The organism is Brevibacterium sp. FAM 27836, assembly GCF_051351055.1.
Lineage (GTDB): Bacteria > Actinomycetota > Actinomycetes > Actinomycetales > Brevibacteriaceae > Brevibacterium.
This window is the reverse complement of record NZ_CP195711.1, coordinates 899,937-914,663: the sequence shown is the minus strand read 5'-3', so window position 1 is coordinate 914,663 and position 14,727 is coordinate 899,937. Positions and strand designations below refer to the sequence as shown.

Below are 14,727 nucleotides of genomic sequence, written 5' to 3'. Positions count from 1 at the left end.
CGGCGACCTCAGATTCGCGCGGGAATAACTGCAGCGGATCTCCTGTTGATTGAGTCGTATACGCTCAACTCTGAAAGAGGAGGTCGGCTTTGGCCACATTCTTCGGACCCGCAGGTTCGGGTGGAGACTCATTCGACGAGTTCCTCGCCCGCTTCCTCCAGGGACAGAACGGAGCCCGCCGCGGGCGAGCCGTCGACATCAACCGCCTGCTGAGCAAGCGCAGCCACGAAGTCATCGAGGCCGCCGCCGAATTCGCCGGCAGGCACGGACAGTCCGAGGTCGACGCACTCCACATCCTCCGCACGATGGTCGATTCCGAACCGGGAATCTCCGCCGTGCGGCAGGCAGGTGCTGACCCCGAGGCCATCGCTCACAGCATCGAAGAGCGCCTTCCGGCGAGTACCGACACCGAGGTGGAATCCACACCGACGCTGACCGGTTCGGCCCAGCGGGCGCTGCTCGACGCCTACCAGGTGGCCCGCGCCTTCGGCTCGACCTACATCGACCCGGAGCACATCTTCTTCGCCTTCGTGCTCAACCAGGAGATGCCTGCGGGCCGCATCCTCTCCCAGGCCGGAGTCACCCAGGCGGCCCTGCAGGCAGGAGCCGAAGCAGCCGAGGCCGCAGGCATGCACCCCGGTCAGGAAGCCGACGGTGAGGACGGGCAGGGATCGGTGCTGGAGAAGTACGGCACCGACCTCACGGCGCTCGCCGCCGAAGGCCGCCTCGACCCGGTCATCGGCCGTGCCCACGAGATCGAACAGACCATTGAGATCCTCGCCCGCCGGACGAAGAACAACCCCGTCCTCCTCGGCGAGGCCGGCGTCGGCAAGACCGCGATCGCCGAAGGCCTCGCACGTGCCATCCACTCCGGCGATGTGCCCAAGCAGCTGCACGGCAAACGCATCATCTCCCTCGACATGCCCGGAATGCTCGCGGGCACCCGCTACCGAGGCGACTTCGAAGAACGACTGACCGGGGCGCTGAATGAGATCGCCGAGGACGGAGACATGATCGTCTTCGTCGATGAACTCCACACCCTCGTCGGCGCCGGCGGCAACGGCGAAGCGAATTCGATGGATGCCGGCAACATCCTCAAACCGCGACTGGCGCGCGGCGATCTGCACATGATCGGCGCGACCACGCTCAAGGAATACCGCACGATCGAGAAGGATTCAGCTCTCGAACGCCGATTCCAGCCGGTGACCGTGGGCGAACCGAGCGTCGCCGATGCCGTGACCATCCTCGACGGACTCAAGGACCGCTACGCCGAATTCCACGAGGTCACCTACACCGACGAGGCGGTCCGGGCCGCCGTCGAACTCTCCAACCGCTACATCACCGACCGGTTCCTTCCGGACAAGGCCATCGACCTCATCGACCAGGCCGGTGCCCGGATGTCGCTCAAGCGCGGACCTGGTGTCGACATCGACGCCCTCAAGCTCAAGCTCTCCGAGCTCGAGGCGGAGAAGAAATCCGCGATCGAGGTCGAGGACTACGAACGCGCCGGACGCCTGCGCGATGAGACCACCGAGGTGGCCGCCCGGATCGACACCGCGGAGAACCCGGGTGCCGACGCCGCGAAGACCGTTGCCGCCGAGGCGATCATCGACGACCAGGAGATCGCCCAGGTGGTCTCCCGTGCCACCGGAATCCCGGCGGCCCGGATGACGCAGAGTCAGAAGGTGCGCCTGGCGAACATGGAGGACGTCCTCCACGATCGTGTAGTCGGGCAGGACGAAGCGGTGACCGCGGTGTCACGCGCCATCCGCCGCAGCCAGACCGGGATGAGCGACCCCAACCGGCCGATCGGCAGCTTCCTGTTCCTCGGCCCCACCGGTGTCGGCAAGACCGAACTGGCCAAGGCGCTCGCACAGACCCTGTTCGATGACGCATCCGCGATGATCCGCTTCGACATGAGTGAGTTCGGCGAACGCCACACCGTGTCCCGTCTCGTCGGTGCCCCTCCCGGCTACGTCGGCTACGACGAGGCCGGGCAGCTCACCGAGCAGGTCCGCCGCCGCCCGTACTCGGTCATCCTTCTCGACGAGGTCGAGAAGGCCCACCCGGATGCGTTCAACCTGCTGCTGCAGGTCCTCGACGACGGACGGCTGACCGACGGTCAGGGTCGGACGGTCGACTTCCGCAACACCGTCATCATCATGACGAGCAACCTCGGTTCGGAGTTCATGTCCGGCACTCCGCTGGGCTTCGCCTCTGGTGCCGCCGAGGATGCGGAGAAGGACCTCAAGGCCAAGGTCATGGGTCGGCTCAAGGAGTTCATGCGTCCGGAGTTCATCAACCGCATCGACGACACCGTGATGTTCTCCCGTCTCGATCGTGAGCAGCTCCACGCCATCGTGGGCCATCAGCTCGAGGCTTCACGGCAGCGTCTCGAGGCTCAGGGCATCGGTCTCGATGTCTCGCCCGAGGCTCTCGACTGGCTCGCCGACGCCGGGTATGAGCCCGAATTCGGTGCCCGTCCGCTGCGCCGGGTGATCCAGCGCGAGCTTGATGACCGGATCGCCGATCTCCTCGTCACCGAGGCGGTTGGCGACGGTGGCCGGATCCGCGCCACCGTCGTCGACGGGGATCTCACGGTCACGCCCGAGGCCCGACAGGAGGTCATCACCGCCTGATCGCCGAGGCGGTCGTGCACCGACCGTCGAACCGAAGAGCCCGAGGTAGGAGGATCGCAGGTCCTTCACCCCGGGCTCTTCGTCTGCCGCGCGAATCACTGCGCCGCATAATGCGCGGTGCAGCACGAAGCGCTGCACCGCACCGCTGAGCCCGACGTACGTTCTCAGCTCTTCACCGGCTGTTCCTCGTTTGCGCCGAGGAGACGGTTGAGGACGAGTCGTTCGCACAGCGTCCACGTGGTCGTCGTCGCCAGGTAGAGAGCGGCAGCCAAGGGGACGAAGAGCGCGATCACTGCGGTGATGAAGGGCATGAAGCTCAGGGTCTTCATCACTCCCGACAGGTCCGGCATCGCCGGGGACTCGTGGCCTGATCGGGCCGGGGGAGCTGCGGGAGTCTCCGGGGCGGCGGGGGTGAGCAGGTGGCGGGAGAAGCCGGCGACGACGCCGATGAGCACGACGAGGATGAGGTAGACGGTGATCGCCGAACCGGTCAGGTCTCCGGCGCCGAGCAGCTTGACGAAGCTCGTGCTCAGGGGCAGTCCGAGGAACGTGTGTCCGAGCAGCTCATTGGTGTGCCCGCCGATCGTCGCGTTGATGAATAGTCCGTAGACGGCCATGAGCACGGGCATCTGTGCGAGCACCGGCAGGCACCCGGCGAAGGGGGAGGCGTTCTCCTCCTTGTACAGCTCCATGAGCTTCTGCTGCTTGAGCTCGGGCTGCTTCTTGTACTTCGTCTGGAGCTCGCTGATCTTCGGTGCGAGCCGTTTGCGGGTGATCCCGGCTTTGACCTGGGAGACTCCGACGGGGATGAGCACCGCCCGCACCAGAAGGGTGAGCACGATGACGGCCAGTGCTGCGCTGAAGCCGCCGGCTAAGGGTTCGAGGAAGGAGCTGATGCCGGTGACCACGGTGTATGCGGCTTCGACGAGCAGGCGGATGGGGAGGAATTCATAGATATTCATCTGGGCTGTGTCCTAGGGACTGGGCGCACTGCGGCGCGGGTGAGTTGGGCCGAATGAGGCCATCACCGTGACGAGGCAGGAGGACACTTCGCGGACGGATGCACCGTCGGTCGGGGAGATTCCCCGCGCCGAGGCGGCACGCGGGTTCCGTGCGAAGGGCACCCGGGTCCCGTGCGAAACGACACCCTGGCCCCGTGCGAAACGGCACCCGGGTCCCGTGCGACAGCGCGGGGGAAGCGTCGTTCAGGCGATGGCGTGAACGACGCCGGTCGGTGCTCTGGCCAAAGCCGTACCCGGAGTGCCGGGTTCTTCGGGCATCCGGAACTCGCGCACACTGCTGCGCATGTCCGGCAGCGACGGTGGACGCGTCGACAGCGACAGCACGCGCAGCAGAGCGATGCTCGCCCAGGCAGCGATCGGCGTCAGCAGGGCCGCGCCGAGGAGAGCCAGAACGATGAGATGAATGGGGGATTGGGGAACGACCGAGTCGAGATCGGAAGACAGCACGACGACGAGCAGCTGCAGAGTCAGCCACATATTCGCCATCATCTCGTCCCCTTTCCTGTGCGTCGATGCTAGCACGCGAGCCCGCGTGGCGGTCTCAGTCCTGCGCGTCGGCGGCGAGGTCCGGATCTCGGGCGAGACGCACGAGCGCGGCCGCGAACCCGGCGAGGTCCTCTTCGTCGACCAATGCGGCCAGCTTCTCGTCCTGCTCAGGCAGACCGGCCGTCTTCGCGCCCTTGCGGACGAGCGGGTCGAAGGCGGGCCTGACCGAGGGCCAGACCTGCTGGACCTCTCGGAGGAAGATGGACGCCCCGGTCGGACCGATCCCGGTGAATTCCTGCAGGAGCTTCGCAATCCGGCGAGGCTGCCCCTCGGCCTCATCGCGCAGCTTCCGCAGGTCCCCGTCCCAGCGGTCGATGAGCAGACCGGCGGCCTCGGACAGACGGGTGGCGGTGCTCTCGTCGTACCGCCGATAACCGCCGCGCCCGAGCGCATCGACTCGCTGTTGCCACGTGCTCGCGTGCAGGCTCTGCGGAGTTCTCCACTTCGCCGAGAACAGTTCGCGCGCGCTCGCGAGGGCGATGCCAGAGCTGATGCGCGTCGACAGGAGCAGGCTGAGGACGAGCAGCTGCCACAGCGGGGCCGGCTTGTCCCGGAGAGTGATCGAGGCCTCCGCGGCGAAGGTGCGACCGTGCCCATCGAGGAGGCGGCCGGCCCGATCTCGCTGTGTACTCATGCGGCCGATCCTATGTCCGAGCCCGGTCGAAGAGTCAAGGGTCGCCGGAGCCTCAGCTGCCGGTGTTCGTCCGCTCACAGCGGCACCGTCCCGCTTCCAGCGGATTTGTGCCCGCTACGCCGTCGCCAGGTCGCACAGTTGAGGCATGCACACACGATCCGCAACCAGCCCACCGATGTTCTCCGACGCCGACGAGTCTCCGCCGACGACCACGATCCCCGAATCCCAGCGCATGCTCTACGCCTACCGATCCGTCGTCTTCAACGGAGAGCTGCGCGACGAGAGCGGAATGGAGATCATCTCCCGCCTCGTCCTCCTCTCCGCCGAGGATCCGCGTTCCGATATCCACCTGTGGATCAATTCTCCGGGCGGATCCGTGCCGATGATGCATGCGATCGCCGACACCATCGCCGCCCTGCCCAATGATGTGGTCACGATCGCCTTCGGGTGGGCCGCCTCGGCGGGGCAGTTCGTGCTCAGCATGGGCACGACAGGGAAACGTCTCGCCCTGCCTCACGCTCGTATCCTCCTCCACCAAGGCTCGGGTGGGATCGGCGGAGCCGCCGCCGACATCGAACTCCAAGGCGACGACCTCCGAGAGGTCCGGGACTCCGTCCTGCAACGGATCGCCGAGGCGACCGGGAAGACGCACGAACGCATCTTCGAAGACTCACTGCGGGACCGGTGGTTCACCGCCGAGGAGGCGATCGAGTACGGACTCATCGACCGGGTCCTCACTTCCCCGGCCGACCTGCATGCCCAGATCGGAGGAGGGCGATGAGCCAGTACACGATTCCCAATGTCGTCGACCGCTCCGGGGGCAGCGAGAAGATCGTCGACGTCTACTCGCATCTGCTCGGAAACCGCATCGTCTACCTCGGCGTGCCCATCGACGACGGAGTGGCGAACACGATCATTGCGCAGCTGCTCCACCTCGATTCGGGCAGCCGGGATCTGCCGATCAGCATGTACATCAACTCCCCGGGCGGGTCACTGACCGCGATGACTGCGATCTTCGACGCCATGCACCACATCGGCGCGCCCGTGGCCACCACCTGCGTCGGGCAGGCGGTCGCGGATGCGGCAGTGCTCCTGGCCGCAGGAGAGCCCGGTCAGCGGGCGATGCTCGCACATGCCCGCGCAGTGCTGCGTCAGCCGCATGCCGAAGGTGCACGGGGCACGATTCCCGACCTCATCGTCGCCGCAGACGAGATCGTCCGACAGCGCCGAGAAGTCGAAGAGATGCTCGCCGGCAGCACAGGGCGGACCCCGGAGCAGATCCACCGTGACTTCGATCGCGACCTCGTCCTCGACGCCCAGGCGGCACGGGACTTCGGACTCGTCGACGTCATCCTCTGACTCCCTGCTCCCGCCGAGGTGGTCGGAAGTACTCCCCGAGGATGACGACGGCGTCGGGTGCAATGATCGTACGCATCGGCACTGCGGTCGTCTCACCTGCGATCTTCTTCGCGGCGAGGCGGCCGGGACCGCGCGCGGCCGCACTGGCAGGACTTGTCCTCCTCGACATCATCACCCTCAACCGACGCCGGTGGCGGCAGGCCGGGGGACCGCCGTGGGCGTATGCGGCACGAGAGGGGACGAGGAGCGCCGAGGCGACCCTGGCGCAGCGTTTCGCCGAAGGTGACATCGAGGAAGCCGAATACCGCGCCCGCCTCGAGGTGCTGCGGGCGAATCGGCTCGAGGCCGGCAACGGCTGAGTCGTTCAGGCGGCCAGAGCGAGCCGCACCTGACCCGCCGCCGGCGGCGAGGGTGCGGCTCGCGTCATATCGGCGGCGGAGAGGAGCGTGGTCGCGGAGACTCCGGAGGTCATGCCGACAGCCGCGAGCACGAGGATCTGCGGCAGCTGCAATCCGAGGACCGCTGCGACGGCCTCGATGACCTCCGACGACGGGTCCTTGAGTCCGCGTTCGATCTCGGAGAGGAACTGGGTCGAGACCCCGGACCGTTCAGAGACCTGTGCCAGGGTGAGACCCATGTCGGTGCGGCGCAGTCGGAGTGCGCGGCCGAGCGCCTCACGCCACAGCAGCGGCGGGGTCGGACTGTGCGGGAGCATGTGGGTCATGTGGTGAGCCTACGATCTGCAGGGCCGCCTCGGCGAGAGCTTCTGCTCTCAGCAGAGAAGGAACTTCGACGTGAAGTGACTCACAGGCATTGCGGAATCGGCAGCCAGTTAAGTTAGGCTGTCCTACGTTAATGTCGAGGAGTCGCATCAGGCTCCGACCACTGTCGAAAGGACAGGAATGTCAGTTCCTCACAGCCGCCGGGCCGTCATCGCCGGAGCGCTCGTTGCGCTCTCGCTCACCGCCACCGCCTGCGGACAGGGATCGCAGTCCGCGGAGGAATCCGGATCTGCCGATTTCGAGACCGTGACGATCAAGCACGCGCTGGGGGAGGCGGTCATCGAGTCCGAGCCCGAACGCGTCGTCACCCTCGGCCAGGGATCGACGGAGACCGCGATCGCGTTGGGCAAGACTCCGGTCGGTATGGAGGAATATGCCTGGGGCAGCGACGACACGGGGTACATGCCGTGGATCTATGAAGCCGTGAAGGAAAAAGGAGAGGAGCTGCCCAAGCAGTTCCAGGGCGACACGGAACTCGACGTCGAGGCCATCGCCGAACTCGAACCCGATGTCATCCTCGCCCCCTGGTCGGGTGTGACCGCTGAGCAGTACAAGCAGCTCGATGACATCGCCCCGACCGTGGCCTACCCGAAGCAGCCGTGGACGATTGAATGGGATGAGCAGATCACGACGATCGGGAAAGCGCTCGGTCAGGAAGAGGAGTCCGAGGGCCTCGTCGACGACATCAAAACCCAGCTGAAAGAGGCCAAGCGGGACGAGTACAAGGACCTCACGTTCTCCTACGTCTACAACTCGGGGCCCGGCACGCTCGGTGTCTTCTATCCCTCCGAGCAGCGCGTGGCGATGGTCTCCGCGCTCGGATTGACCCCGGACCCGGTCATCGACGAGCTGAAGAAGGACTACGACGAACCGGGCACGGACTCGGCACTCATCGGTCTGGAGAATGCCGACAAGCTCAACGACTCGGACCTCATCTTCACGTTCTACTCCGATGCGAAGAACAAGAAGGAAGTGGAGTCCCAGGGACTGTACGCAAACATTCCCGCCGTCAAATCCGGCGCCGTCGTGGCATCAGAGGACCAGGCCTTCGTCACCGGGTCCTCGATCATCAACCCGCTCACCGTCCCGTGGACTCTCGAGCGCTACGTGCCGATGATCGACAAGGCAGTGAAGAAGCTCGACAAGTAGAACAGGGGGCCGGCCGGGAAGCTGGGCGTGCTCAGTCGAGCGCGCTCAGCTTCTGCCAGTCTTTCCAGCTGTAGACCCAGTCGGAGATGTCGCTGTCCTGAGTCGACAGGCTCACGTGGGAGCCGGTGATCTCGACGGGGTCGCCGAAGATCGCCGAATCGAAGTACTGCTTCGCCCGTTGGGTCGAGAGGTTGATGCAGCCGTGGGAGACGTTCTGCGAACCTTGGACGCCGGTCGACCAGGGGGCGGCATGGATGAATTCGCCGTTGTTGTGGATGCGCACGGCCCACTGCACATCGGTCTCATAGTCCCACTGCTCTGACTTCATCGTGTAGTCGGCGGCCTTCGACATCACCACGTGGGTGCCGTTGTACGACGGAGATTTCGGGGCGCCGAGGGACGCGGGGAAGTCCATCACCTCTTTGCCGTCACGGGTGACGACCATGCGGTGGGTCTTCGCGCTTGCCTCGACGACCTGTTTGCGGCCGATCTCGAAATCGAGGGTGAGGTCGTTCTGCCCCACGCTGTTCTCGCCCGTGGGCACATTCTTCAGCGGCACGTCGACGGAGACCTTCGAATGGGCGGGCCAGAACTCCTTCGGGCGGAAGTGCAGTCGGGACTGCGGATCGTCGTACAGCCATCCCCAGGACCCTTCGACCTTGCGCTCCTTGCCGTCCTTGTCGGTGACCTTCACCGAGAGTCTGCGTTCCACATCGTCGCGGAAGTCTTCGGACACGGTGGAGCCGAAGCTGAGGATGATGGGGGCGGCGACGCCGACCGTCTGATCGTCGGCGAGCGTCGTGCGCACCGACATCGGCGCGGCGGTGGTGGCACCGACGGCCACCGTGGTCTTGAGCTCGGCTTCGTCCCCGTCTGGTGTGGTGGCGGTGGCCTCCACGGTGTACTCGCTGTCGGCGACGAGATCATAGCGGGAGATCCAGGCGGCGGACTCTGCAGGGGCGGTGACCGCCTCGGCGCCGTCCTTGTCTTTGGTCTCGCCCGAGGCGGCCTCGGATGAGGAGCTGTCGCTCGGTTCGGAAGACGTGGACGTCGGGGTCGAAGAGCCCGCCTGCGCATCGTCATCGGTGTCGAGGGCGGTGCCGGAGACGTCGAAGAAGGTGCCCGGGTCGGCGGTGATGCGGGGGTGCTCCTGCTCGGTGACGGAGACGTCGGTGAGGGTGGCGTTCTCGACGGCGATGCCGATGCGCTGCCCGGCCTCGAGATCGAGCTCGTCACCGGATTCGACGACCTCTCCGAATGCGTCGCCGGTCGGGATGGCTGCCGGTGCTGATGCGCTCGGGGCCGCGGTGGATGTCGCATCATCGGTGGGCGGGGAAGACGGGGCCGCCTCGGCGGCGGTCTCGGCCGAGTCGTTCGTGATGGCACCGACGCGGAAGACGGGATCGGCGGCTGCCTCGGCGGTCTTCGCATCTTTGCGAGTCGCGTCGGGGTCGGAGCTCGACGGCGTGCACGCCGTGAGCAGGGCAAGCACCGAAAAGGCGGCAATAGCCCCTTGGATCTTCTTGGGCAACAGGGAACCTCGTTCGAACACAGGGATGAGAGCTGCGAACAATGGTAATGAAGTGAAATCACGAAAGTATTAACGAAAGCGCTTCTCAACCCTGGAAATAGGCGACCGCGGGGCATTGTCGGCGGGACTGACCTGGGCCGACGGGGGAAAAGGGGAGTTGTGAAATTGTGATCTTCAGGCAAAAAGGACTCCCCGTGCACCCGCCAGAGCTCGCTTACCCTTGCTGCCTTCCGGCCCTGGGGGAGTTCACAAGATGACGCCGCACGGGGAGCCAGCGACCAGTCTAGTCGAGAGCGACCTCGGCACACAAAACGAGTGGGCGGGGCCAGAAGCTCGCGAGGCAGCGGGACCTGCCGTGGGCAGGGTTCTTCACCCGCAGGACGTGGGATGGTTCACACTCGGCCACTGCGATTTCGCATTGTCGTCACGACTCGGATAAGCTGGCTCGCGGAGGATTCGCCTAGTGGCCTATGGCGCTCGCCTGGAACGCGGGTTGGGTTAACGCCCTCAGGGGTTCGAATCCCCTATCCTCCGCCAGAGAAGTCCCGGATCGTCGACACGACGGTCCGGGACTTCTGCGTTGCAGAGACTGCCGGCTCGCATGTCGGCCGGTCCGGCTTCGGCCGCCCAGGGCAGGGTCAGGCTGCCTGGCACACCGGGCACCAGAACAGGTTCCGGCCGGCGATCGTGGTCGTGAGTATCGGGCTGCCGCAGATCCAGCAGGGCTGATTCTGACGCCGGTAGACATACACCTCACCGCCGTGGTCGTCCTCGCGCGGAGGCCTGCCCATCGCCTCCGGCTCATGTTCGGGTCGGACGGTGTCGATGCGACCGCGCCGACGACCGATCTCCATGAGTTCGACGGTGTCGTGCCAGATCGCTTCCGCACGCTCACGTCCGAGCGATTTGCCCGGAGTGAGCGGATCGATGCCGAGGCGGAACAGCACCTCGGCGCGGAAGATGTTCCCCGTTCCCGCGATCACGGACTGGTCCATGAGCAGAGTGGCCACGGTCGAGCGTGACCTGAGCACTCTGTCGATGAATCTCTGGGGATCGGCATCGGCGCGCAGTGGGTCGGGCCCGAGTCGGTCGATGACGGCAGCGACCTCGGGAGGGTCGAGCAGCGCACAGGTGTTCGGCCCGCGCAGATCGGCCGTGTTCACTCCGTCGGTGATCCTCCACCTGACCTGTCCGACGACCTCGGGCTCGCCGGGCAGCAACCGCATCGTGCCGTAGATTCCGAGGTGGATGTGGACCCGGGCGTCGGTGGAGGCGAACCCGATGAAGAGATGCTTCCCCCAGGCGTCGGCACTCTCGAGCGCATCGCCATCGAGCAGATGGGCACCGGTGAAGCGTCCCTGCGGAGTGGACGAGGAGAGGCGATGGCCGGAGAAGAGATCGACGAGGTCGCTGGCCAGATTGTGGATCACGTGGCCTTCCGGCATAGCTGTGCTCTCCTTCGTCCGAGCGGGCGCGGTCCCGATTCATGCCGCGCTGGTGTCTCCGGCCAGCATATGATGCCGCACTGTCGACGACAGACGGGAGGCTCCCGGACGGATCGTCCGGGAGCCTCCCGTGGGTCCGGCGTGCTCAGCGGCTCGCCGCGGTGGTCAGTGCTGCACCGTGCGGTGCTGACGCAATCAGCTCAACTTCTCGGCGATCGCGGCGTTGAAGGCCTCGAGATCACCGGGGTTGCGGGAAGTGATGAGATTGCCGTCGACGACGACCTCGGAGTCCTCCCACTGTGCACCGGCGTTGATGAGGTCCGTCTTCGTCGAGATGAAGGAGGTGAGCTTCCGCCCTTCGGCCACCCCCGCCTCGGCGAGGATCCATGGTGCGTGGCAGATCGCGGCCACCGGTTTGTCGGCGGCGAAGAACGCCTTGACCAAAGCGACGGCGTCCTCGTTCAGGCGCAGGGCGTCGGCGTTGAGGGTTCCGCCGGGCAGCACGAGCGCGTCGAAGTCCTCGACAGCGGCCTCGGCGACCGGAACGTCGACGTCGAAGGTCTGTGCATGCTCCCAATCGCCTTCCATCGCCTGCAGCGTTGCCTCGGAGGGAGAGACAATGGACGTCGTCGCTCCGGCGTCGTCGAGGGCCGTGCGAGGGCTGGTCAGTTCGACCTGCTCGACGCCGCGGGTCAGCAGGAATGCGATCTTCTTGTCGGAGATGGCCATGATGGTGCTCCTTAACTGTTGTGGATTCTGTCTGTTGGGATGATTGTCGTCGTGGTTGTCGTGCTGGTCGGTGGTGCGAGCGATGCCCGGCGACTCAGCGGAGGTGAGCCCGCTGCTCATCGGTCAGCGGCTTCGCGGGGAAGCGCAGCAGGACCTTGCCGGCCGGGTGGGCGGTGAGCAGGTGCCGGTAGGCGTCCTGGACCTCATCGACGTCGAAGACTCGGTCGATGGGCACGTGGATATGGCCGTAGGCGATCGCCTCACCGAGCCAGACCATGTCGTCTCGGCGAGCCGTGGCCTCACCCGCGATGCTCACCCCGTACGTCTCCGCGACGGTGGGACCGGCACCGATCGAGACGATGCGCTCGGCCGGGACGCCGGCGTCGAGCAGGCCGGCGACCTCGTCCTCGCCCTGGGTCGAATACGCGGCCTGGATTCCGTTCGGAGCGAGTGTGCGGACGTTGTCCCACATGCCCTCTCCGTAGGTCACGGGTTCGACGCCGAGGCTGCGCAGAAGGGCGTGATTGCCCTGACTGGCGCTGCCGATGACGCGCGCGCCGAGGTTGCGGGCGAGCTGGGCGACGATGATGCCGACGCCGCCGGAGGCCCCGGAGACGAAGAGCGTGTCGCCCTCGTTGAGGCCCAGGTCGCGGATCCCGGACATCGCGGTGCGCCCCGTGATGTAGAGACCGCCGGCAGTGTCGATCCCGAGGCCGCGCGGGACCCGATCGAGACGGTCTGCGGGATCCTCGATGAGCAGCTGCCCGGTCTGTGCCTGCTTCGGCAGCCCGCCGTAGACGAGGTCGCCGGGCGCGAAGTCCTCGACGCCGGAGCCGACCTCGGCGACGACACCGGAGAAGTCGACGCCGTTGCCCGAGCTGCCCTCGACGGTGCCGAAGCGACCGCCCTGGAGCATCTTCCAGTCCAGTGGGTTGAGTCCGGTGTAGAGGACGGAGACGAGGACGTGTCCGCGGCCGACCTCGGGGGTGGCCACCTCGGCGAGGTGAAGCTGATCGATGCCGCCGTTGGAGGTGTATTGGACCCGTCTTGTCATGCTTTGCTCCTGATCGGTTGACGAATCGGTGCGGTTGACGAATCGGTGCGCGGATCCCGGCCAGTGCCGACGCCCACAGCAGGGATAACGATGAAGGAGGCGAACTTGTTCCATCTCAGGAATGACCGCACTCCCCGGACCGGGCCGGCCAGGGGAGTGCGGTGGGGATGCGAGGTGCTCGAAACGAGCGGATCGCGGGACGCTCGAGGGGAGCGGTTCGGGGAGGCTCAGATATTCGGGAACTCGAGGCTGTAGCCGATGCCGGACTGCGACGCCGAGGTGATCTTCACCGTGCCGTAGTGGTTCTTGCCGGCTGCCGTGACGGTGCAGTTCTGCGAGCCTCGGCGGGCGGTGATTCGCAGGTCCGCGTAGCAGTCGACCGTGTCGACCGTGGTGCCCTGCTCGGCGTAGGCGTGCTTGATGTCCTTCTCGAGCACATCCGCGGGGATCCTGCCATTGCCGTCCAGGTCGAGTTCGACTCCCTCTTCACCGATCCGCGGACCCTGGTAGTCCTCGCCCGCGGCGCTGCCGCCCGAGGACGACGATCCGCTCGAGGTGGAGGAATCACTCGCCGAGGATGAGCTGCTCGAATCTGTGGATCCGCTGCTGCTCGTGGTTCCGTTCGCGGCCGATCCGCTCGATGATGTCCCGTTCGAGGTCGACCCGTCGGCAGCGGAGTCAGACGTCGAGGTGGACGAGGAGTGAGACTCCGAAGTCGGTTCCTCGGCGGCCTGGGTGGTGTCCGTCTCGGGGTTCTGCGCGTCCTCGGACTGTGCGGGCTGGCCCTGCTGTTCCTGGCCCTGACCTTCGGGCCCGAACGAGATGTGCATATCGCAGGCCGAGAGCGACAGGGTCGCTGCGAGGGCTCCGGCGACGGTGATGGTCTTGAGGAGTGTCTGGGTCTTCATGTCGGCTCCTGGACTCGTGGTGAAGAGGTGTCGGTGCTGCGTACATGACAAGCCTCTCAGCGCGGGTCGGCGGTCAGGGGACGGTTCGTGTTCGCATCCGGTGACGCATGTTCCAGGTCGGACACATCGGCCTATTCTGGAGTGGGATTCCGACACGGTGAGAGATTCTTCGCAGCCGATGTCGAAAACCCTCGTCCGGCTGCTTCCCAGTCATGTCAGCGAGCACAGCCCGTGCAAGCGACACCGGAGAAGGAGACACAATGGCCAAGTACCTCATGCTCAAGCACTACCGGATGCCGAGCGAATACATGGACTACACCCCCATGGATCAGTGGAGTCCGGCGGAGATCGACGCGCACGTGGCGTATATGAACGACTTCGCGCAGCGGCTCAGGGACTCCGGAGAATTCGTCGACTCCCAGGCGCTGTCACCCGAGGGGACCTTCGTCCGCTCCGGGGGAGAGGGCCGGCCACCGGTCACCGACGGGCCGTTCCCCGAGACCAAGGACCTCATCGCCGGTTGGATGGTCATCGACGTCGACGGCTGGGACCGCGCCGTCGAACTGGCCGGTGAGCTCTCGGCCGCGCCGGGGCTCGGCGGCGAACCGATCCGGGAGTGGCTCGAACTTCGGCCCTTCCTCGGACAGTCGCCGACCGTGACGGAATGACCCCATGACCGCCGCGGGAGCCTTCGACGAGGAGGGGCTGCCAGAGCTCGTCCCCGCAGTGATCGGCATCCTCCGCGGCCGGGGAGCAGATTTCCCGGCCGCCGAGGAGCGCTGCTTCAAGCATTGTCCGCATGGCCGGACGATCCTCCCCGCGACCGGCGCGGGTGGCTTGTGACCGTGGCCTGGCGGAAGTTCCTTGACGCTGTGCGCTCCGAGACGGCGCGCACGCGGCGCGAGCAGCGGTTCGTCGTCGAGCAACCG

At 66.2% G+C, this 14,727-nt stretch carries 16 protein-coding genes, 1 tRNA gene and 1 other RNA gene; 8 read left to right on the top strand and 10 right to left on the bottom strand.

Annotated features, from left to right (window positions below):
- Window positions 1–89 precede the first annotated feature (89 nt).
- The gene (locus tag ACSE4D_RS04325; protein ID WP_425119313.1) at window positions 90–2,639 is read left to right on the top strand and encodes an ATP-dependent Clp protease ATP-binding subunit; all 2,550 of its coding nucleotides are present in this window, start codon (window positions 90–92) and stop codon (window positions 2,637–2,639) included.
- Window positions 2,640–2,803: 164 nt separating this feature from the next.
- Here the strand turns inward: ACSE4D_RS04325 and ACSE4D_RS04320 are convergent, their stop codons facing one another.
- From ACSE4D_RS04320 to ACSE4D_RS04310, 3 genes are all read right to left on the bottom strand, one after another.
- On the bottom strand, window positions 2,804–3,601 hold the full coding sequence (locus ACSE4D_RS04320; protein ID WP_135537324.1) for a YidC/Oxa1 family membrane protein insertase: 798 nt from the start codon (window positions 3,599–3,601) through the stop codon (window positions 2,804–2,806).
- 243 nt (window positions 3,602–3,844) lie between these two features.
- Entirely contained in the window at window positions 3,845–4,150 is a 306-nt protein-coding gene (locus tag ACSE4D_RS04315; RefSeq protein WP_135537323.1) for a hypothetical protein, read from the bottom strand.
- Window positions 4,151–4,202: 52 nt separating this feature from the next.
- Window positions 4,203–4,841, bottom strand: coding sequence for an endonuclease (locus ACSE4D_RS04310; protein ID WP_135537322.1), 639 nt, complete (start codon window positions 4,839–4,841; stop codon window positions 4,203–4,205).
- Window positions 4,842–4,986: 145 nt separating this feature from the next.
- On the opposite strand from ACSE4D_RS04310, the gene ACSE4D_RS04305 reads away from it, so the two are divergent.
- From ACSE4D_RS04305 to ACSE4D_RS04295, 3 genes are all read left to right on the top strand, one after another.
- Entirely contained in the window at window positions 4,987–5,622 is a 636-nt protein-coding gene (locus ACSE4D_RS04305) for a ClpP family protease (protein ID WP_205683266.1), read from the top strand.
- A complete protein-coding gene (locus ACSE4D_RS04300) occupies window positions 5,619–6,200 on the top strand; it encodes a ClpP family protease (RefSeq protein ID WP_135537321.1) in 582 nt (193 codons plus the stop codon). Before ACSE4D_RS04305 ends, ACSE4D_RS04300 begins: the two co-directional genes overlap by 4 nt.
- A gap of 62 nt (window positions 6,201–6,262) precedes the next feature.
- Window positions 6,263–6,559 carry a hypothetical protein gene (locus ACSE4D_RS04295; protein ID WP_135537320.1) on the top strand — a complete coding sequence of 99 codons (297 nt, stop codon included), beginning with the start codon at window positions 6,263–6,265 and terminating at the stop codon, window positions 6,557–6,559.
- A gap of 5 nt (window positions 6,560–6,564) precedes the next feature.
- Here ACSE4D_RS04295 and ACSE4D_RS04290 read toward each other — a convergent pair whose 3' ends face one another.
- A complete protein-coding gene (locus tag ACSE4D_RS04290; RefSeq protein ID WP_167854311.1) occupies window positions 6,565–6,924 on the bottom strand; it encodes a helix-turn-helix domain-containing protein in 360 nt (119 codons plus the stop codon).
- A gap of 178 nt (window positions 6,925–7,102) precedes the next feature.
- Here ACSE4D_RS04290 and ACSE4D_RS04285 point away from each other — a divergent pair, with 178 nt between their 5' ends.
- Window positions 7,103–8,131, top strand: a complete 1,029-nt coding sequence (locus tag ACSE4D_RS04285; protein ID WP_135537319.1) for an iron-siderophore ABC transporter substrate-binding protein — start codon at window positions 7,103–7,105, stop codon at window positions 8,129–8,131.
- Between the two features lie 31 nt (window positions 8,132–8,162).
- Here the strand turns inward: ACSE4D_RS04285 and ACSE4D_RS04280 are convergent, their stop codons facing one another.
- Complete coding sequence (locus ACSE4D_RS04280; RefSeq protein ID WP_425119315.1) at window positions 8,163–9,662, bottom strand: Ig-like domain-containing protein; 1,500 nt, start codon at window positions 9,660–9,662, stop codon at window positions 8,163–8,165.
- A 180-nt stretch (window positions 9,663–9,842) separates the two neighbouring features.
- Window positions 9,843–9,938: signal recognition particle sRNA small type (gene ffs / locus ACSE4D_RS04275), an RNA gene on the bottom strand.
- A 173-nt stretch (window positions 9,939–10,111) separates the two neighbouring features.
- Here ffs and ACSE4D_RS04270 point away from each other — a divergent pair.
- A tRNA-Ser gene (locus ACSE4D_RS04270) sits at window positions 10,112–10,199 on the top strand.
- A gap of 101 nt (window positions 10,200–10,300) precedes the next feature.
- On the opposite strand, the gene ACSE4D_RS04265 is transcribed toward ACSE4D_RS04270, so the two are convergent.
- The 4 genes from ACSE4D_RS04265 to ACSE4D_RS04250 form a co-directional block, all read right to left on the bottom strand.
- Window positions 10,301–11,107, bottom strand: a complete 807-nt coding sequence (locus ACSE4D_RS04265; RefSeq protein WP_135810842.1) for an Fpg/Nei family DNA glycosylase — start codon at window positions 11,105–11,107, stop codon at window positions 10,301–10,303.
- 195 nt (window positions 11,108–11,302) lie between these two features.
- Window positions 11,303–11,836, bottom strand: a complete 534-nt coding sequence (locus ACSE4D_RS04260; RefSeq protein ID WP_135537317.1) for a type 1 glutamine amidotransferase domain-containing protein — start codon at window positions 11,834–11,836, stop codon at window positions 11,303–11,305.
- 94 nt (window positions 11,837–11,930) lie between these two features.
- Window positions 11,931–12,890: an NADP-dependent oxidoreductase gene (locus ACSE4D_RS04255; RefSeq protein ID WP_425119316.1), complete on the bottom strand. Its 960-nt coding sequence runs from the start codon at window positions 12,888–12,890 to the stop codon at window positions 11,931–11,933.
- Window positions 12,891–13,117: 227 nt separating this feature from the next.
- The gene (locus tag ACSE4D_RS04250; RefSeq protein WP_135810840.1) at window positions 13,118–13,798 is read right to left on the bottom strand and encodes a hypothetical protein; all 681 of its coding nucleotides are present in this window, start codon (window positions 13,796–13,798) and stop codon (window positions 13,118–13,120) included.
- Window positions 13,799–14,058: 260 nt separating this feature from the next.
- Here ACSE4D_RS04250 and ACSE4D_RS04245 point away from each other — a divergent pair, with 260 nt between their 5' ends.
- Together ACSE4D_RS04245 and ACSE4D_RS04240 are read left to right on the top strand one after the other, a co-directional pair.
- Window positions 14,059–14,466: a YciI family protein gene (locus tag ACSE4D_RS04245; protein WP_135537314.1), complete on the top strand. Its 408-nt coding sequence runs from the start codon at window positions 14,059–14,061 to the stop codon at window positions 14,464–14,466.
- Window positions 14,467–14,470: 4 nt separating this feature from the next.
- The gene (locus ACSE4D_RS04240; protein WP_346763163.1) at window positions 14,471–14,641 is read left to right on the top strand and encodes a hypothetical protein; all 171 of its coding nucleotides are present in this window, start codon (window positions 14,471–14,473) and stop codon (window positions 14,639–14,641) included.
- The last annotated feature ends 86 nt before the right edge of the window (window positions 14,642–14,727 follow it).